Source organism: Dokdonia donghaensis DSW-1, from assembly GCF_001653755.1.
In the GTDB taxonomy this organism is placed as follows: Bacteria; Bacteroidota; Bacteroidia; order Flavobacteriales; family Flavobacteriaceae; genus Dokdonia; species Dokdonia donghaensis.
The window spans coordinates 2,728,547-2,747,377 of the sequence record NZ_CP015125.1 but is presented as its reverse complement, the minus strand read 5'-3'; the positions used below and the strand labels follow the sequence as shown (position 1 = coordinate 2,747,377).

16 protein-coding genes are annotated in these 18,831 nt (G+C 38.0%); 11 read left to right on the top strand and 5 right to left on the bottom strand.

Annotated elements, in window-relative coordinates:
- The first annotated feature begins 13 nt into the window (after positions 1 to 13).
- Entirely contained in the window at positions 14 to 1,141 is a 1,128-nt protein-coding gene (gene bshA / locus I597_RS12070) for an N-acetyl-alpha-D-glucosaminyl L-malate synthase BshA (RefSeq protein WP_035324541.1), read from the top strand.
- Between the two features lie 7 nt (positions 1,142 to 1,148).
- Here bshA and I597_RS12065 read toward each other — a convergent pair whose 3' ends face one another.
- Positions 1,149 to 1,643, bottom strand: coding sequence for a hypothetical protein (locus I597_RS12065; RefSeq protein ID WP_035324542.1), 495 nt, complete (start codon positions 1,641 to 1,643; stop codon positions 1,149 to 1,151).
- 86 nt (positions 1,644 to 1,729) lie between these two features.
- Here I597_RS12065 and I597_RS12060 point away from each other — a divergent pair, with 86 nt between their 5' ends.
- Positions 1,730 to 4,642, top strand: coding sequence for an FAD-binding and (Fe-S)-binding domain-containing protein (locus I597_RS12060; RefSeq protein WP_035324543.1), 2,913 nt, complete (start codon positions 1,730 to 1,732; stop codon positions 4,640 to 4,642).
- On the opposite strand, the gene I597_RS12055 is transcribed toward I597_RS12060, so the two are convergent.
- Both I597_RS12055 and I597_RS12050 read right to left on the bottom strand, forming a co-directional pair.
- Positions 4,639 to 5,475 (bottom strand): hypothetical protein, encoded by an 837-nt coding sequence (locus tag I597_RS12055; RefSeq protein ID WP_035324544.1) that lies wholly within the window; start codon positions 5,473 to 5,475, stop codon positions 4,639 to 4,641. The two genes, I597_RS12060 and I597_RS12055, sit on opposite strands and share 4 nt — an antisense overlap.
- A 48-nt stretch (positions 5,476 to 5,523) precedes the next feature.
- Entirely contained in the window at positions 5,524 to 6,342 is an 819-nt protein-coding gene (locus tag I597_RS12050; RefSeq protein ID WP_035324545.1) for a UDP-2,3-diacylglucosamine diphosphatase, read from the bottom strand.
- Between the two features lie 171 nt (positions 6,343 to 6,513).
- On the opposite strand from I597_RS12050, the gene aroC reads away from it, so the two are divergent.
- The 7 genes from aroC to I597_RS12015 all read left to right on the top strand — a co-directional run bounded on the left by aroC (position 6,514) and on the right by I597_RS12015 (position 14,873).
- Positions 6,514 to 7,578: a chorismate synthase gene (gene aroC / locus I597_RS12045; protein ID WP_035324546.1), complete on the top strand. Its 1,065-nt coding sequence runs from the start codon at positions 6,514 to 6,516 to the stop codon at positions 7,576 to 7,578.
- Positions 7,579 to 7,688: 110 nt separating this feature from the next.
- Positions 7,689 to 8,990: a dicarboxylate/amino acid:cation symporter gene (locus I597_RS12040; RefSeq protein ID WP_035324547.1), complete on the top strand. Its 1,302-nt coding sequence runs from the start codon at positions 7,689 to 7,691 to the stop codon at positions 8,988 to 8,990.
- Between the two features lie 144 nt (positions 8,991 to 9,134).
- On the top strand, positions 9,135 to 9,824 hold the full coding sequence (locus tag I597_RS12035; protein ID WP_035324548.1) for an HAD family hydrolase: 690 nt from the start codon (positions 9,135 to 9,137) through the stop codon (positions 9,822 to 9,824).
- A gap of 40 nt (positions 9,825 to 9,864) precedes the next feature.
- Positions 9,865 to 10,263: an acyl-CoA thioesterase gene (locus I597_RS12030; protein WP_021778739.1), complete on the top strand. Its 399-nt coding sequence runs from the start codon at positions 9,865 to 9,867 to the stop codon at positions 10,261 to 10,263.
- Positions 10,264 to 10,364: 101 nt separating this feature from the next.
- On the top strand, positions 10,365 to 11,336 hold the full coding sequence (locus I597_RS12025; protein WP_035324549.1) for a hypothetical protein: 972 nt from the start codon (positions 10,365 to 10,367) through the stop codon (positions 11,334 to 11,336).
- A 3-nt stretch (positions 11,337 to 11,339) separates the two neighbouring features.
- Positions 11,340 to 12,269, top strand: a complete 930-nt coding sequence (locus I597_RS12020; protein ID WP_035324550.1) for a hypothetical protein — start codon at positions 11,340 to 11,342, stop codon at positions 12,267 to 12,269.
- Positions 12,270 to 12,374: 105 nt separating this feature from the next.
- Complete coding sequence (locus I597_RS12015) at positions 12,375 to 14,873, top strand: zinc-dependent metalloprotease (RefSeq protein ID WP_035324551.1); 2,499 nt, start codon at positions 12,375 to 12,377, stop codon at positions 14,871 to 14,873.
- Here I597_RS12015 and I597_RS12010 read toward each other — a convergent pair whose 3' ends face one another.
- Positions 14,874 to 15,491, bottom strand: a complete 618-nt coding sequence (locus I597_RS12010; RefSeq protein WP_035324552.1) for a M15 family metallopeptidase — start codon at positions 15,489 to 15,491, stop codon at positions 14,874 to 14,876. It lies immediately after the preceding gene.
- A gap of 73 nt (positions 15,492 to 15,564) precedes the next feature.
- On the opposite strand from I597_RS12010, the gene I597_RS12005 reads away from it, so the two are divergent.
- Both I597_RS12005 and I597_RS12000 read left to right on the top strand, forming a co-directional pair.
- Positions 15,565 to 16,773 (top strand): class I SAM-dependent rRNA methyltransferase, encoded by a 1,209-nt coding sequence (locus I597_RS12005; protein ID WP_035324553.1) that lies wholly within the window; start codon positions 15,565 to 15,567, stop codon positions 16,771 to 16,773.
- A gap of 19 nt (positions 16,774 to 16,792) precedes the next feature.
- Positions 16,793 to 18,343, top strand: a complete 1,551-nt coding sequence (locus I597_RS12000) for a family 20 glycosylhydrolase (RefSeq protein ID WP_052111639.1) — start codon at positions 16,793 to 16,795, stop codon at positions 18,341 to 18,343.
- Here the strand turns inward: I597_RS12000 and I597_RS11995 are convergent.
- Positions 18,333 to 18,764 carry a hypothetical protein gene (locus I597_RS11995; RefSeq protein WP_035324554.1) on the bottom strand — a complete coding sequence of 144 codons (432 nt, stop codon included), beginning with the start codon at positions 18,762 to 18,764 and terminating at the stop codon, positions 18,333 to 18,335. The two genes, I597_RS12000 and I597_RS11995, sit on opposite strands and share 11 nt — an antisense overlap.
- Positions 18,765 to 18,831: the final 67 nt, after the last annotated feature.

Genomic DNA, 18,831 nt, shown 5'->3' with positions numbered 1-18,831 from the left:
AAAAAACCGTACTATGAAAATTGCAATTGTCTGTTACCCAACCTTTGGAGGAAGTGGTGTAGTAGCAACCGAACTTGGAATCGCTTTGTCAAAAAGAGGTCACGAGGTACACTTTGTTACTTACAAGCAGCCAGTGAGACTTGCATTGCTTAATGACAATATTCATTTTCACGAGGTAAATGTACCAGACTATGCGCTGTTTCATTATCAACCTTACGAGCTTGCTTTGTCTAGTAAGCTAGTACGTATTATAAAAAAAGAGAGCATTGATATCTTACACGTGCACTATGCAATACCGCACGCATATGCAGGTTATATGGCAAAAGAAATGCTCAAGCAAGAGGGAATAGAAGTGCCTATGGTAACCACACTTCACGGTACAGATATAACTCTTGTGGGGAGTCACCCTTTTTATAGACCAGCAGTAAGTTTTAGTATTAATAATAGTGATGTTGTTACCTCTGTTTCAGAAAGTTTAAAGCAGGATACACTACGCTTATTTGATATCACAAAAGAAATAGATGTAGTGCCTAACTTTATAGACTATACGGCTGTAGATGATAGTTTTACAGACTGCCAGCGCAGCCTTATGGCAAATGAAGATGAGCGCATAGTAACTCACATAAGTAACTTTAGGAAGGTAAAACGTATCTCTGATGTTATTGAAGTGTTTTATCGATTACAACTTGAGATTCCTTCTAAGCTTCTTATGGTAGGTGAGGGGCCAGAACGTGAAGCGGCAGAGCAGCGCGTGAGAGAACTAGGTATAGAGGAGAAAGTACGATTTTTAGGTAATAGTAATGAGGTAGATAAAATACTTTGCTTTTCTGATCTCTTCTTACTGCCATCTGAGGCAGAGAGTTTTGGGCTTGCAGCGCTAGAGGCTATGGTAAACCGTGTACCAGTTATATCAAGTAACGCTGGTGGTATACCAGAAGTAAATGTAGATGGTGTAACAGGTTATTTAAGTAACGTAGGTAACATTGCAGATATGGCTCAAAATGCTATACGCATACTTGAGGATGATGCTACCTTGGAACAGTTTAAAACTAATGCCAAAAAAGAAGCGGCCAAGTTTGATATTCAAAACATTGTACCGCTTTATGAGGAGTTATATGAAAGAGCTTTAGTAAAAGCTTAGATTTCTCTTAAAAAAGGTATCTAATACCTAGTGCTACGTCAAACTCAAGACTATCATCAAAGTCATTAAGTATTGCTATCTCTGGTCTAAAATCTAGAGAGAGTAGTAGTGGGAAGTCAAACCTATATTCAATCCCGATATCACCAGCCGCGTTGAGAAAAAACTCACTGTCGTTATTGTCAAATCCAGGAAAATCTTCATCTACATCAAAAGACCCTACAGATGCACCTGCTCCGGCATACCAGTTTAAGCCACCATCTATATTCCATACCCACTGGTAAATACCTGTACCTTTTATAGCATCAAAGTTATTACCCGTTCTCCACGAGAGGCCTAGCTCTAGTCTATTATTCTCACTTAGTGCTCGCTGGTAATTTACTTCTGTGCTAAAACCGTTATTATCGCCCAGTCTTAAACCTATAGCATTAGGAGAGATCTCTTGCCCTATGGCTGTTGCGCTAAGTCCTATAAAGAGAAGTAGGGTATATATTGTATGTTTCATAGTTATTTATTTTAAGTGTAAAATTATTAAGAACACTATCTCTATAACGTTAACGACTGCATAAAATTTTATCTATTTTTAACCTTGTGAACTTACTATTACAAAAATTACAGCAGCAGGTAGAAGGCGACCTTCACTACGATAACCTTCATAAAACTATTTATGCGACAGATGCATCTGTATATCGTAAAATTCCGCTAGCTGTTGCTCTTCCTAAAACAGCGCAGGATATTAAAGTTTTATGTGAGTTTGCTTTACAAAATAGCATCACACTCATACCGCGCACCGCAGGAACATCCCTAGCGGGACAGTGCGTAGGAGATGGGATTGTAGTAGATGTGTCAAAACACTTTACAAACATCATCTCTTTTGATAAAGAAAAGAAACAGGTTGTTGTACAGCCCGGAGTGATACGCGATGAGCTTAATTTATTTTTAAAGCCTCACGGCTTGTTTTTTGGACCTAATACATCTACTGCAAATCGTTGTATGATAGGGGGTATGGTAGGTAATAACTCTTCCGGAACCACTAGTATTCAGTACGGTGTGACCAGAGATAAGACGGTAAGACTTAAAACTATTTTATCTGATGGTAGCGAGGCTACTTTTGAAGATTTAGATGAAGTACGCTTTCGCGAAAAGTTGACACACACCACTCTTGAAGGGAGTATATACAATACAATTTATACATCACTAAAAGACGAGGAGTCAAGAGCAGAAATTGCAGCACATTTTCCAAAACCAGAGATACATAGAAGAAATACGGGCTATGCCTTAGATTACTTGGCACAAATGAACCCTTTTCACGTAAGTGGAAAAGATTTTAATATGTGTAGTTTACTGGCAGGAAGTGAGGGCACGCTTGCTTTCACTACAGAAATCACTTTACAACTTGACGAGTTACCTCCAGCATATAATGTACTTGTAGCCGCGCATTTTGAGGATTTAACTAGTTGTCTTAAAGCTGTTGTACCTGCGATGCGTCATAATCTCTTTACCTGTGAGATGATGGATAAAGTGATTTTAGACTGCACAAAAAACAATCGTGATCAGCTCAAAAATAGATTTTTTGTAGATGGTGATCCGGCAGCAATATTAATGCTAGAAGTTTGTGACCATACACTAGAAGGAGCAAGAGCACAAGCAAGTGCTGTTATTACAGATTTACAAAAGGAGCAAATAGGTTATGCCTTCCCAATACTAGAAGGACCAGAAATAGCTCAAGCTATGGAGTTGCGTAAAGCAGGCCTGGGTCTCTTAGGAAATATAATAGGAGATAAAAAGGCTGTAGCTTGTATAGAAGACACGGCAGTGGCTCTAGAAGATCTAGCGGCTTATATAGACGAGTTTACAGCTATTATGGACCGTTATGAGCAAGATGCAGTGTATTATGCACACGCGGGCGCTGGAGAGTTGCATTTACGACCTATACTTGATTTAAAGAAAAAGGAAGATGTATCGCTCTTTAGGCAGATTACTACAGATGTTGCGCATCTGGTTAAAAAATATAATGGCTCAATGAGTGGTGAGCACGGTGATGGTATTGTACGTGCAGAGTTTATACCACTTATGGTGGGTAAAAAAAACTATGAGATGATGAAAGCAGTTAAGAGCGCTTTTGACCCTCATCATATTTTTAATGCCGGAAAGATCATAGATGCTTTCCCAATGGATCAAAATTTACGCTATGAAGTAGGTCGTCAAGAACCAGCGGTAGAGACGCTATTAAATTTTAATGACAATCAAGGTATACTACGCCTAGCCGAAAAATGTAATGGTAGTGGTGATTGTAGAAAGATGCCTAGCGCTGGAGGTGCTATGTGCCCTAGTTACCGTGCAACTCGTGATGAGAAAGATACAACTAGAGCGAGAGCCAATACCTTACGTGAGTTTTTAACAACTTCAGAAAAGGCAAATAAGTATAACCACAAGGAACTTAAGGATGTTTTTGACTTATGTCTTAGTTGTAAAGCGTGTGCAAGTGAGTGTCCAAGTAATGTAGATGTTGCTACGCTCAAAGCAGAGTTTGAGTATCAATATCAAAAATCTAATGGGAGTAGTTTACGTACCAAATTATTTGCGCATAACACAAAGATTAATAAGTTAGGAGCTGCAGCTCCTAGGTTTTATAATACAATGCTAGCGGTAACTGGTGGTGTTGCAAAAGCCACCTTAGGTATTGCAAAAAAGCGTAGTTTGCCTAAACTTGAGGTGTTTTTAAATCCTCAAGAGAGTAATGTAGCTGGCTATAATAATTTAAGTACTCCAGCTATATCCAAAACTAAAGTTGTTCTTTATGTAGATGAATTTTCTCAATATCTAGATGGATCAATAGCGCAAGATGCTGTTGTACTTTTAACTAAGCTTGGATACGACTTGCAGGTAATTACAAACCACGATAGTGGTCGTTCTTACATCTCAAAAGGATTTTTAGATGAAGCAAAAGTTTTGGCAAATAAGAACATTGCGGCGTTTAAAGATATTGGGGATGAAACTGTCATAGTGGGTATAGAACCTTCGGCGTTGCTTACGTTTAGAGATGAATATATTCGACTGGCAGATGACGTTCAGATAGCAAAACAAATAGCTGAAAAGGCTTCTCTTATAGAAGAGTTTTTACATAATGAAATTAAAAAAGGAGTCATTACCGCAGAGCAGTTTTCTGCGCAAGCGAAAAAACTCAAAATACACGGGCATTGCCATCAAAAGGCACTCTCATCTGTATCACACACATTTGCAATACTTAATTTGCCGGTAAACTATGTGCCTACCATTATACCATCTGGCTGCTGCGGTATGGCGGGCAGCTTTGGGTATGAGAAGGAGCATTATGAAGTGAGTATGAAGGTAGGTGAGCAAACCTTGTTTCCTGCAGTGCGTAAGGCAGGTAATGACACTGTTATAGTTGCAAACGGGACTAGCTGCAGGCACCAAATAAAGGATGGTACACAGCGTGTAGCTTTACATCCTGTTACGGTTTTAAGACAAGCGCTTATTTAATCATCACCAGCGACATCATAAGTAGTAATCACTTGATTAGTAAAACTAGAAGCGCTCTCAGGGAATGGGAGTGTTACACCAAAGCTGCTTAAGTCCTCAAATTCATATTGAAAATCTAGATCAGAATTTACAAGACCAATATTTTGAGCATAGGTGTTTGTAGTTACGATAACATCTTGTGACTCAAGAAGCGTTACTTGTACACCTAGTATAGATGCGCTTATAGTAGCATTAATAGTAAGTGTTGCTGTCAGAACACGCGGGAATGTCTCTCCATTTATACTACTATTTTCTATTGTATTACCACTAGTAGATGTAACAAGTGCATCTATAGTAACAGGGATTCCTTCTATTTCTTGAGTAATAGTTTGTGTAATCTGGTCTACTTGTATGCCTGCTGTCGTAATGGATTGATCATAAAGTTTTATTACTGGTATAAGCAGCGAGATATTATTAGTCTCATCTAGTGGTATAGTCACTTCTCCAGAGTAACGTAGGGTACCTTCACTTTCTACAAGTCCACCAGCAGCGATAAGATTTGTAATAAAGCCTGCGCTATCTACATTTGACTCAAAGTCTGTAAAGCTTGTTCCATTAATTTCGGTGAGTCCTATTACCTCAAGATTGTCTTGTGTAGTGTCCATATCATCTGTGGTAACGTCATACTGCCAGTTATCTCCAGTGGTTAAAGAGTAGTAGCTATATACTGGAGCATCTTCCATCTGGTCCTCACTCTCACTCATATCTGTAGTGCTCTGAGTATCCTCATCTGAGTCACTGCAACTTGCTAAGGTTATAAAAAGGGAAAAGGCGAGTAGTGTGTAAAATTTCATAATGTACTTATTTGCTTTAAAACAAATATAGTAAACAATGCCTTGCTGCTATTTTAGAACATTAGTTAACAAGCTGCTAAGATCATACATAGGGTCTAAGGCTTCTTCAATGTGATAGGTTTTATCAAACTCTGCTCTGTAGTTTTTGAGACTCCACTCTTTGTCGTGATATTCAAGGTATGTAAGATTTTCAATCCAGTCTCCACTATTAAGGTATAAGGTACTTCCTTTATGATTTTTAACCTTACGTATAGCAGGCTGGTGTATGTGACCACATATTACATAATCAAACTTGTTTTCTATAGCCAGATCTGTAGCTGTGTTTTCAAAATCATTTATAAACTTAACAGCTCCTTTTACACTATTCTTTATTTTTTTAGAGAGCGAGTATTTCTCTCTTCCCATTTTTACAAGCCATTTATTAAGTAGTCTATTAAAGAGTATTAAAAAGTCGTAACCCCATCCGCCTAGTTTTGCAATCCACTTGGTGTGCTGTATGGAGACATCAAAAACATCTCCGTGAAAAAACCACGCTTTTTTACCATCTAGGTTAAGTACTAACTTGTCTATGAGATGGATATTACCCATAACAGCATCGCTAAATTTACGAAGCATCTCATCGTGATTACCCGTAATGTAGTACACCTGTGTACCCTTTGAGGCGAGTGTGATGATTTTTTTAATAACCTTAAGATGCTCTTTTGGGAAAAACCGTTTTCTAAACTGCCAGATGTCTACAATATCACCGTTAAGGATAAGAATTTCTGGTTTTATTGAGTTTAGATATTGAAAAACCTCTGTAGCGTGACAGCCGTAAGTGCCTAAATGTATGTCTGAAAGTACAACTATTTCTACAGGTCTCTTCAATGTATCGTTTTGATTGCAAGTTTGTTATAAAACATTTTGTGTTGGTTAATTAGGGGTTAAGTGGTTTAAAAGTTTTTGTTATGATTTGAGAGCTACTTTAATTAATCATTAAGTGAGTTATTAGTTTTTGATTATGAGCTTTTCAATTTACATTTGTTGAAAACAAGTACAATGGCTGGTAATACCTACGGAACTATATTTAAACTCACCACTTTTGGCGAGTCTCACGGTAAGGCAATAGGAGGAATCATAGATGGATGTCCTGCAGGTCTTGAGATAGATTTTGATGCAATACAAAGAGATCTAGATCGTCGTAAACCAGGACAATCTAAAATTGTAACCCAGCGTAAGGAGCCAGATACAGTAGACTTTTTATCTGGTATTTTTGAAGAAAAGACTACAGGGACTCCTATAGGTTTTCAAATTGTAAACACAAATCAGAAATCTAAAGATTACGGTCATATAAAAGACACCTATAGACCAAGCCACGCAGACTATACGTATGATAAAAAATATGGTAATCGCGATTACCGTGGTGGTGGAAGATCTTCGGCTAGAGAGACTGCGAGTAGAGTAGTAGCTGGGGCTATTGCAAAGCAATTTTTAAAAGGCATTACCTTTCACGCATTTACAAGTGCGGTAGGAGATTTATCTATGGATACTCCATATCAAGAACTTGACTTCAATGAGATTGAAAAAAATGATGTGAGATGTGCTGATCCCGCTTTCGCGAAAGCGTGTGAAGAAAAAATTAAAGTAATAAAAAAACAAGGTGATACCATAGGAGGTGTTATAACCTGCGTGATACAAAACGTACCCATAGGATTAGGAGAGCCTGTGTTTGATAAACTACACGCAGAGTTAGGCAAGGCTATGCTTTCTATAAACGCTGTAAAAGGCTTTGAGTACGGAAGCGGTTTTGAGGGGGCAAAGATGAAGGGCTCAGATCATAACGACTATTTTAATAATGACGGTACTACAAAGACCAATCTTAGTGGTGGCGTGCAAGGCGGTATCTCAAACGGGATGGATATTTACTTTAAAGTAGCGTTTAAGCCGGTAGCAACTGTAATGCAAAAGCAAGAAACGATTAATGCCGCTGGAGAAACTGTAGAGATGCAAGGTAAAGGGCGTCACGATCCTTGTGTAGTCCCTAGAGCGGTGCCTATAGTAGAAGCAATGGCAGCACTTGTGATTGCAGATTTTGTACTACGAGATAAATCTGTTAGATTGTAGCATAATTCATTTATTTAATAAAAAGCTCACTTACTAAAAAGTAGGCTTTTGTATAAACTATATCGATATAGCGTGGCTTTACGTCGTGCCTAGTAAATATTAAGACCTTTATGAAAAAACTTGCGTTACACTGGAGAATATTAATAGGAATGGTTTTAGGAGTTGTTTTTGCACTCATAATGACAAATTTTGAGTGGGGAAAGGACTTTGTAAGTGACTGGATAAAACCCTTTGGAACCATTTTTATTAACTCATTAAAGTTAATTGCAATACCATTAATACTTGCTGCGCTCATCAAAGGAGTTTCAGATCTTAAAGATATATCTAAGCTCTCACAGATGGGAGGTCGTACTATTGGGACGTATGTTGTCACTACTGTTATTGCAGTTTCTATAGGACTTGTTTTAGTAAATATTGTATCTCCTGGTAAATCTATCTCAGACGAGACGCGTACGGAGCTTGTAGACGGTTATACAGATAGCACAAGTAAATACAAAGAAACTGCAAAAGCACAGAAAGAAACTGGACCATTGCAGGCTCTTGAAGACCTTGTTCCACAAAATATATTTTCGGCAGCGACTAGTAATCGTAATATGCTGCAGGTCATCTTTTTTGCAGTATTCTTCGGTATAGGACTTATTTTAATACCTGAAGAAAAGAGTAAGACGGTAAAAAGCTTTTTTGATGGTGTAAATGAAGTGATACTTAAAATGGTAGATCTCATTATGCTCGCAGCACCCTACGGTGTGTTTGCACTTCTTGCAGCCCTTGTGGTAGAGTCGCCTAATGCAGATCTTTTTAAAGCCCTGGGTTGGTATGCATTTACGGTCGTACTTGGTTTATTGTCTATGATAGGCGTGTATATGCTCATCGTTATCATCTTTACAAAAAGAAGTCCAGCATCTTTTCTTAATGGTATTTCTCCGGCACAATTATTAGCATTCTCAACAAGTTCTAGTGCAGCCACATTACCAGTAACAATGGAGCGAGTTACAGAACACTTAGGTGTAGAGGAAGAGGTGGCTAGTTTTGTCTTACCTGTAGGAGCGACTATCAATATGGATGGTACTAGTTTATATCAAGCAGTAGCGGCAGTATTTATAGCACAAGCTTTTGGTATGGACCTTACACTGGGTACACAACTAGGTATTATAGCAACAGCAACACTGGCTTCTATAGGTAGTGCTGCAGTACCTGGTGCAGGTATGGTAATGCTTGTGGGTGTACTAGGTTATGCTGGAATCCCTGAGGCAGGACTTGCACTTATCTTCGCGGTAGATAGACCTCTTGATATGTGTCGCACAGTAGTAAATGTGACTGGTGATGCTGCGGTATCTATGGTAGTTGCAAAGTCTGTAGATAAACTAGGTGATCCTAAGGTAAAAGACTGGGATGATAACTACAAGGGGTAGAAGCGCTAGCTTTTATTTGTCATTATCAATATCATAATTTAAGAAGGTTTATTGCGTCGTTTTTTGCGAGTCTAGTATTGTAGTTTTAGGAGATTTTCTCCTTGTATTCTGTACTTTTATAGTTACTAAGATGATTGTAAAATAATGAAGAATATAAAGACTATTGCTTTTGATGCAGACGATACGCTATGGGTTAACGAAACTTTCTTTAGAGATGCAGAACATACGTTTTGTGAACTGCTAAGCGATTACATAGACTACGATAATTGCCAGAAGCGCCTTTTTGAAATGGAGATGCGCAACCTAGCATTATATGGTTATGGTATCAAGCCTTTTACATTATCACTAATAGAATGTGCTCAAGAGGTGTCTGATGGAAAAGTTTCTAATGCCATTATAGGCGATATTATAGATCTAGGTAAGGATATGCTCAACGCGCCTGTTACCTTATTACCGCACATAGAAGAGGTACTTGAGGAGCTATCAAAAGAATATAAGCTTGTAGTTGCTACTAAGGGTGATTTACTAGATCAAGAACGTAAGCTAGAGAAGTCTGGTCTGTCAAAATATTTTCACCACATAGAGGTGATGTCTGATAAGCAGCCAGCAAATTATCTAAAGCTTATAAAGCATCTAGATTTAGACCCTACTTCATTTTTAATGGTGGGCAACTCTTTAAAGTCTGATGTGTTGCCAGTGCTTGAGGTAGGTAGTTATGCGGTGCATATTCCCTTTCATACTACTTGGGCTCACGAGCAGGTAGATATAGAAGTGTCTCACGAGCGTTTTAAAAGTCTTGAAGACGCTAGATCTTTAAGGTCTGTTTTATCTTAATTTTATACGAGTAGATTAAAAATATAAAAAAGAAAAGCCTATGAATTTTCACACACGTAAATGGATTAAACCAGAAGACTTAAACCCAAATGGAACTTTGTTTGGAGGAAGATTATTAGAGTGGATAGATGAAGAAGCCGCATTATATACTATAATACAGATAGAAAACCCTCGATCTGTCACAAAGTATATGAGTGAGATAGATTTTCGCGCAAGCGCAAAAAAAGGTGACATCATAGAGATAGGTCTTGAGGCTACTAAGTTTGGAACAGCATCTGTTACTCTTAAGTGTGAGGTGAGAAATAAAATGACACGCGAGACTATTATTACCATAGAACGTATTGTTATGGTAGGGCTAGATGAAGAAGGTAAGCCCCAACCTCACGGTAAGACAGAAATAGAGTATGTAAAAAATAGACTGGGTGCATCTACAGAGTAGAGAAGGTAATTCTTAGTAAGAATGGGTTAATCCTTATCGGTTGCACCTATAAATAAATATTTTACGTTTAGTTTTATAGTATCAAAATGATGCTTTACTAAATGAAAAAACTATTACTACTTGTATTGCTTATTAGTATCACATCTTGTGATGAGGGAGATGTGGTCTCTACTGAAACTATTGCAGAGGAGATTACAAGAGGTGCTGTTTTAAGAACGCAGGAGTACATAAATAATGACTACTTAATTACAGATGTGCAAAGTGATTTTCACGTTGTAATTGAAGAGCAAGATCTTGAAGATGGAGACTTGCTAGAGGAGGTTGAGGTTTATATACAGTATATAGGTAATACTTCGGTCACAGAGGCACTTTCTACACAAGAGGTATTATATGATGTCTTACCAGCTTCAGATTTTTATGAAGGCGAATTTGGTTTACCTCGATATGAACTTAATATATCATTTCAAGAGGCACTTTCCTTTGTAGACTTACAGCTTAGTGATGTTGCTGTAAAAGATCAATTTATATACAGGCTTAATTTAAAACTTACCGATGGTAGAAATTTTACTACGGGTACTTCTAGCTCTATAATAATTGCTTATGATACGTTCTATAGTTCCCCATTTCTTTATACTATTAATGTAGTATCACCCATAGATGATACGGCATATACGGGGGTGTATGCCGTAGAGTCTATACTGGATGGACCCGGTCCAGATGGAGAAACCTTTGTAGATTGCTATACGGTAGAAATTACAAAAGGGCGGTCTAATACCACAAGGCAATTTTATGCTTGGCACTGGAGATATCATAGGGGAATAGAGCAAAAACGAAGATGGGAGTTTAATGTAGTGGGAGATGAGATTGTTTTTGGTAAAAACCAGCTGTCTTCACCAGAAGGTTATTGCAGCTCTACAGCACCTATTTTACTAGGGCCTGATACAGAAAATGGGAGTGCAGATATTGTAGATGATACTGTTTTTGAACTCTGGTTTGTAGAGGGTTACCTTAACTTTGATGGGGGTTGTGGATTTAACACCGCACCATCTAGATATAGATTTACAAAACAATAAATTATGAAAAAAATATACTTTATAATCTTAGTAGGCATTTTAACAGCTTGTAGTGATGACGAAAAAGCGATAGAGGTTGTTACTGAGGAAATAGAACGTGGTGCCGTGTTGAGAAACATCACTCGTATTCAAAACAATTTTGAAGCAGGAGATCTTACTAGTGCATTTGCTGTAGAGATAGAAGAGCAAGATGAAGAAGATGGAGCATTGTTAGACTTTGTACGAGTTTATACAAAGTATATAGATCGTGACGTGTCAAACGGAAATGACACATCTCCAGAGATTATACTTAAAGATATTGAAGCTTCAAGCTTTACCACAGGACCAGTGGGTTTACCTAGGCACACATTAAATGTGAGCTATGAAGAGACTGTCACTTCGCATAATCTAGATTTAAACGCAATTCAACCAGGAGATCAGTTCGAGGTAAGGCTAGAGGTTTTCTTAACAGACGGTCGTAGTTATAGTAATGATAGTGGCTCTGCTTCTATACTTACAGACTTTTGTTTTTTCAAATCCCCATATCGTTATGTGATTAATGTGATAGAACCCATCCCTGATGCAGATTTTACGGGCACCTATTTTTATGAAATAATAGGAGGAGATGATGCCGATGGAGTTTCTAAGCAAGGTTTTATTACAATATCTAGTACGACTATGCCTAATGTACGCACTATGCCATTATATACAGATGTGTTAGAATTTACTATTGCTGGAACTTCTATTTATCCAAAAATTTATGGATCATACAATGGTTTCTGTCGCGATTCTACACTGCATATTCTAACTGGACCTAGCGAGACATCCTTCGGGCAACTTAACCTTATAGACGATACTGTATTTGATATGACTATTGTGATAGGTTATGAAGGCTGGGATGGACAGTTAGGAAATAACGAGAGAGAGTTTACTTATAGATTTACAAAGCAATAATATGTTTACGCTTTCGCGAAAGCGTAATACCCAATTGTTAATATTATCTAAATTAAATTAACTCCCAGCAGTCAATTCTTATTTTCGAGTAGAAATACACTACCGATGAAAAGAATACTACTCCTTTGTTTACTAGCGACTTTTTTTACAACACAAGACTCCTTTGCACAACGTAAGGAATCACGACGTAAAAAATCTAAAAATAAAACAGAAGAGAAGGCTCCAGAAGGAAAGTCAGATAAAAACGGTTTTAAACCCTACAGTAAAGTAATCACAAAAGATGCGGTAACAGACTCAGGGCTATTTCAAGTACATAAAATTAAAGATGAGTTCTTTTATGAGGTTCCTTTCTCACAGCTCAACAAAGATATGTTGTGGGTTACTCGTATCGCTCAAATTCCTAATGGATTAGGAGGAGGTTATATAAATGCTGGCTCAAAGACCAATGAGCAGGTAGTGCAGTGGGAGCGTTTTCAAGATAAAATACTTATTAAAATTAAATCGTATGCCAGTGTAGCCGATAGTACAAAGGCGATAAGTAATTCTGTACGAGTAAATAATTATGAGCCTACACTTTACGCCTTTGATATCAAGGCTTTTGATAAAGACTCTACAGCAGCTGTTATTAATGTAACAAAGCTATTCTCGTCTGATGTAAAGGGTATAAGTGCACTATCTGGTCGTTTACGTAAACAGTACAAAGTAAAAAAGCTAGATGCAAATCGTAGTTTTATAAACAGTGTTAAGAGTTTTCCTAAAAATATAGAGGTAAAACAAGATTTTACATATGATGCGGCAGAGCCACCTACAGAGAGGGCTGCAGAGAGTATAAGCCTTCAGGTAAACCAGTCTATGATATTACTGCCAGAGCAACCTATGCAACCTAGATTGTACGACCCAAGAGTAGGCTTCTTTACAGTAAAGCAATATGATTACGGCAGTGAGGCCCTTAAGGCAGATCAAAAAACATATATACGCCGCTGGAGACTAGAGCCTAGTGATGTAGAAGCATATAAGCGAGGAGAACTTGTAGAACCTGTAAAACCTATTGTATATTATTTAGATCCTGGAACGCCAGAGTCACTTAAGGAGTATATAAAACAAGGTATAGAGGACTGGCAAAAACCGTTTGAAACATCAGGTTTTAAAAATGCCATTATAGCAAAAGATGCTCCTACACCAGAAGAAGATCCTGAGTTTAGTCCAGAAGATATACGTTACTCTGTAGTGCGCTACGTAGCCAGTACAACTCGTAATGCCGTAGGACCTAGCGTGTCTGACCCACGTAGCGGGGAGATTATAGAAAGTGACATTATCTGGTATCACAATCACTTAAGAAGTTATAGAAACCGTTATTTACTAGAGACTGGAGCGGCAAACCCAAGCGCACGCACACTAGATACACCAGAAGAGGAGATAGGGGAGATGATGCGTATGGTGATTGCTCACGAGGTAGGTCACGCACTTGGCTTTCCTCACAATATGGCAGCAAGTTATGCCTATGATGTAGCATCATACCGTGACGGGGCATTTACTCAAAAAAACGGTATCGCAGCCAGTCTTATGGATTATGCTCGTTACAACTATATCGCACAGCCGGGAGACACAAACATACGTTTTGTGAGACAGATGGGACCTTATGATCACTATGCTACAAACTGGGGTTATAGATGGATACCAGAGGCTACCTCACCGTTAATGGAAAAAGCAACCCTTAACCAGTGGATTCAAGAAAAAGCAGGAGACCCAGTTTATAAATTCGGGAGACAGTCTAGTAGCTTTGACCCACAATCACAAACAGAAGCTATAGGTAATGACCCTGTAAAGGCAAGTACCTACGGTATTAAAAACCTACGCTACGTAGCACAAAACTTACCATCGTGGACATCAAGTAAAACAAACGATTATCAAGACCTAGAAGAACTCTATGGAGAACTCATAGGGGTATATAGTAGATTTGTAGGTCACGTAGTGACCAATATAGGTGGCGTGTTTGAAAATTTAAAAACACCCGCACAAGGTGGCGTGGTGTACACACATCTAGATGAAGCATCACAAAAGGAATCTATGCAATGGTTACAAAATAATCTTTTTGAAACACCTACCTGGCTTGTAGACCCCGCAATCTTACAAAATATAGACCACGCAGGTTATGCAGAAAAAATAAGAAGAACCCAATCTAGATACTTAAATAGACTTTTAAGTTTTGATAGACTAGGTAGATTAATAGATGCAGAGACTACACAAACAGAATATTATAGCGCTCTAGAGATGCTTTCACACCTGAGGTCTGGTATCTGGTCTGAGACAAGAAGAGGTGCTTCTGTAGATATCTATCGTCGTAACTTGCAGCGATCTTACTTAGAGCGTATGGCTTATTTAATGACAGATGAAGGGCCAAAATCAAGATCTGGAAGACCAGGTTTTGAGGGAGCTTTACGTTATGATATAAGCGCATCAGATGTAAGACCCCTTGTACGCGGAGAGTTACAAAAACTTAAAAAGACATTAAGGTCAGCGCGCAATGCAAGTGTAGATACAATGACTAAGTACCATTATGAAGATGCAATTGCACGTATAGATCAATTACTTGATCCAAAATAATTACTCACAGTCAAAGTCTATGTCGAGCACTTTTAACCCGTAATTTTTTGCGTCATAGTTAAAGTGCCACCACTCTGTACGTATGGGTGAAAAGCCAAATTTTTTCATCACAGACCAAAGCTGTTTTCTATTTGCCGTAATGGTATCGTTATGCGAGTGATCTATATGCGCTTCTTTTCCAAAAAAGTCATAGTCACTACCCATATCTAGCGGTGTACCATCTAGCTTTACAATGGTCATATCTATCGCAGCACCACGGTTATGTATAGACCCACTACCGTAAGGATTACCCACGTAGCCAGGGTTAGGGTAAATCTCCCACATCTTTTTTTGTACAGAGAGTGGGCGATAGCAATCATACAGCTGTATCATATACCCAAGCTCACAAAAGTAATTATTTGCCTCAACGAGCGCCTCTGCAACCTCTGGTATAAGGAGACACTGCACACAGTCGTATACAGTTTGTTCTAGAAAATTATCATCTGTGGCATAGCGCACATCATATGAAAATTTTGAATCAAATTCAGCTATATTCACCAGCGGACTTTCTTGATCGCTTTGCATTGCAAGAAAAAAAAGGGCCGATAGTACTAAAAAAAACGTGCGATATATCTTCATACTGGAAAATTACGATTAATTTGGTTTTTTACGCTTTCGCGAAAGCGTAATTTTAATAATATAACGCTCCTTAATGATTAATTTACCTAAAATTGAAACCAAACGTCTTGCTGTAAAGCTCACTGCTAGAGCCGAAAAGCTTGTTAAACAAGGGCACCCTTGGGTTTTTGATAATAGTATTGCAAAACTCAATAAGGAAGGACAAGCTGGAGATCTTGCCATTCTTTTTGATAACAGGGCAGATAAGGTGTATGGTATTGCTCTTTATGATCCAGATTCCCCCATACGTCTTAAGGTACTAAGTAGTACCCCAGCTACTGCAAACGAAGCATTTTTTAAGGATAAAATTCAAGTAGCTTTTAAAAAAAGAGCTAAACTCTTACGTACGGATACTAATAGTTATCGTCTTCTTTTTGGTGAGAATGATGGTTTTCCTGGTCTCATTGCAGATGTGTACGATAGGGTGATTGTAGTAAAAGTATATAGTGCTATCTGGTTTCCATACCTAGAGATGGTATTACCACATTTACTAGCTATTTCTCATACTGAGACTATGGTGTTAAGGTTGAGTCGTAATGTGGGTAAAGGCAATACTTACGGTCTTAAAGATGGACAGGTGATACACGGCGTACTTAAAAACGACGTTGTCACTTTTGTGGAGCACGGTGTAAAATTTTCGGCAAATGTGATTTATGGTCATAAAACAGGTTACTTTTTAGATCATCGCAACAACCGTAAGCGTGTGGGAGAACTTTCTAGAGGAAAGAGTGTGCTAGACGTTTTTAGTTATGCCGGAGGATTTTCTGTACACGCGCTTGCTGGTGGAGCAAAAGCGGTAGTGAGTCTTGACATAAGCGCACAGGCTCTAGAAGTGGCAGTACAAAACGGAAAGTTAAACCCGCATAAGGGTACGCATAAAACGATGGCTATAGATGCTTTTGTGGGATTACAGCAACTTATAGATGAGCAACAGCAGTTTGATATTGTAGTGATAGACCCGCCTAGTTTTGCAAAAAGTGCGAGAGAAGTGCCTACTGCTAGAAATAGTTATGCAAGACTGGCACAACTGGGAGCACAGCTCACTAAGAGAAATGGGTTACTGGTACTAGCGTCTTGCTCCTCTAGAGTGGAGGCTCAGGTATTCTTTGATATATGTGAGACACATATAAGAAAGTCTAATAGAATCTTTAATGTAGAAGATAAAACCTACCACGACATAGATCATCCTATAGGTTTTCCAGAAGGTGCTTATCTCAAATGTGGTTACTACAGGCTTAATTAATTACACTAAAAATAAACATATGCGTTGCCTACTGGTTCTTTTTATATCGATAGCTATACTTTCTTGTAAAGAAGAAAAACCGCTTGTAGAAACCACTATAGAAGATGTAAATTTTATCCCTATACCTAATGAGGTAAAAGCGCATCCCTATGGTTTTCTTTTTGATATAGAAACAGTAATAGTAAGTGACACGCTCACAGAAGTTAGAAAGGTGGCTAGTGATTTTAAAAAGTACTTTAAAACAACACCATTTTTAAAAGAAGCCATACAAACCACACAGAAAGAAGAAAATGTCATCTCATTTTCTCTGGTCTCTCCAGATAGTATTCAATCTGAAGAGGGTTATGTGCTAGACATAACGCATCATAAAATTGCCCTTGCAGGATCTACAGAAGCGGGACTTTTTAAAGGTGTGCAAACATTAACCCAGCTACTTCCAGACAGTCTTATAGCTGCTAAGCCTATGGATAGTCTTGTTATATCAGGTATACGTATAATAGATGAGCCTAGATTTGCATACAGAGGGATGATGCTTGATGTAGCCAGACACTTTTTTACTGTAAACCAAGTAAAGCGTGTCATAGATCAAATGGCGTCTTATAAGCTCAACAAGCTACACTTGCACCTTACAGATGATCAAGGATGGCGTATTGAAATTAAATCTTGGCCCAAACTTACAGAGATAGGAGGAAGCTCATCTGTACGTGATGAGAGCCCAGGCTTTTACACACAAGAAGATTACAAGGAAATAGTGACTTATGCACAAAGCAAATATATTACGGTAATTCCCGAAATAGATATGCCAGGTCATACTAATGCAGCTCTTGCATCATACCCAGAGCTTAATTGTAGTGGTAAAGCAACAAAACTTTATAGAGGTATGCGTGTAGGTTTTAGTACGCTATGTGTAGATAAAGAAATCACGTATAAGTTTATAGATGATGTAATAAGAGAAGTAGCAGCAATGACTCCTGGCAAGTATATACATCTAGGTGGTGATGAATCTCACGTTACTTCAAAAAAAGACTATAACCTATTTTTAAACAAGGTTTTTCCTATAGTAAAAAAGTATGGTAAAAGTGTCGTGGGCTGGGAAGAAATACAAAGTGCAAATATAGATAGTACCTATGTAATACAGCACTGGCAAAAAGAAGCTACCGCTCAAAATGGAATAAATAAAGGGGCAAAAGTGATTCTCTCACCGGCTAAGAAGATGTACTTAGATATGAAATATACAAAACAGTCTCCCATAGGTCTTACTTGGGCGGGTATGGTAGAGGTAGATAGTGCTTATATCTGGCAACCGTCTTCTATATTTAAGGATATAGATACCTCGCAATTACTAGGTTTAGAATCACCATTATGGGCAGAGACAATACAAACATCAGACGATATTGAGTATCTGGCTTTCCCTAGAGTTATAGGACACTCAGAATTAGGCTGGAGTAATCCTGCAAATTATAATTGGGATAATTACCGAGTGAGATTACAAAAACACTATGCTAGAATGGAAATACTAGGAATAAATTTCTATAAATCTCCACTTATTCAAACTTCTCTTAAGCAGTAGTTCTACGATTATCGTATTTAAGCTGCTCATTTCTTGCCCATTTTACAGCTTCTTCTAAATCAAAGAATTTTTTAATTTTTGATTTGAAAAATAGCCGCTCTAACAATACATTAGATCTTTCTTTTCGATCGTAAAGTACTATAGCTATTGCACTCACTGAGTCTCTAGCTTTAAAAAAATGAGGCCAGTCTTCGGGTACTAATGAGAAAGAATTTACTTTGTTAGAAATGTAAGCTACCTTTTGATTTAGACCATAATAAGATTCTGCAATAGTTATAATTTCTTGAGCCATCTCCCAGTCAAAGGATACACCTTCCTTAATTTCAGATATGATAAATGTATCAAAGAAGTAAAAGGTACCACATTCAAAGATATAGACGTCCTGTAACTCGTAGTTAAGATTTGATTCAGATACTAACATATGTCAAAATTAAATCTTTTCTTCTAATCTCAGATTATAACAGATCTTTCTGAGGTTGAATCGGTAA

Excerpts from the sequence above, each read along its gene's own strand:
- I597_RS12020 (WP_035324550.1), top strand. The coding sequence starts at position 11,340 with ATGAAAAAAATATACTTTATAATCTTAGTAGGCATTTTAACAGCTTGT.
- I597_RS12025 (WP_035324549.1), top strand. The coding sequence starts at position 10,365 with ATGAAAAAACTATTACTACTTGTATTGCTTATTAGTATCACATCTTGT.
- I597_RS12065 (WP_035324542.1), bottom strand. The coding sequence starts at position 1,643 with ATGAAACATACAATATATACCCTACTTCTCTTTATAGGACTTAGCGCA.
- I597_RS12030 (WP_021778739.1), top strand. The coding sequence starts at position 9,865 with ATGAATTTTCACACACGTAAATGGATTAAACCAGAAGACTTAAACCCA.
- I597_RS11995 (WP_035324554.1), bottom strand. The coding sequence starts at position 18,764 with ATGTTAGTATCTGAATCAAATCTTAACTACGAGTTACAGGACGTCTAT.
- I597_RS12010 (WP_035324552.1), bottom strand. The coding sequence starts at position 15,491 with ATGAAGATATATCGCACGTTTTTTTTAGTACTATCGGCCCTTTTTTTT.
- I597_RS12000 (WP_052111639.1), top strand. The coding sequence starts at position 16,793 with ATGCGTTGCCTACTGGTTCTTTTTATATCGATAGCTATACTTTCTTGT.
- bshA (WP_035324541.1), top strand. The coding sequence starts at position 14 with ATGAAAATTGCAATTGTCTGTTACCCAACCTTTGGAGGAAGTGGTGTA.
- I597_RS12005 (WP_035324553.1), top strand. The coding sequence starts at position 15,565 with ATGATTAATTTACCTAAAATTGAAACCAAACGTCTTGCTGTAAAGCTC.
- I597_RS12040 (WP_035324547.1), top strand. The coding sequence starts at position 7,689 with ATGAAAAAACTTGCGTTACACTGGAGAATATTAATAGGAATGGTTTTA.
- I597_RS12015 (WP_035324551.1), top strand. The coding sequence starts at position 12,375 with ATGAAAAGAATACTACTCCTTTGTTTACTAGCGACTTTTTTTACAACA.
- I597_RS12055 (WP_035324544.1), bottom strand. The coding sequence starts at position 5,475 with ATGAAATTTTACACACTACTCGCCTTTTCCCTTTTTATAACCTTAGCA.
- I597_RS12035 (WP_035324548.1), top strand. The coding sequence starts at position 9,135 with ATGAAGAATATAAAGACTATTGCTTTTGATGCAGACGATACGCTATGG.
- aroC (WP_035324546.1), top strand. The coding sequence starts at position 6,514 with ATGGCTGGTAATACCTACGGAACTATATTTAAACTCACCACTTTTGGC.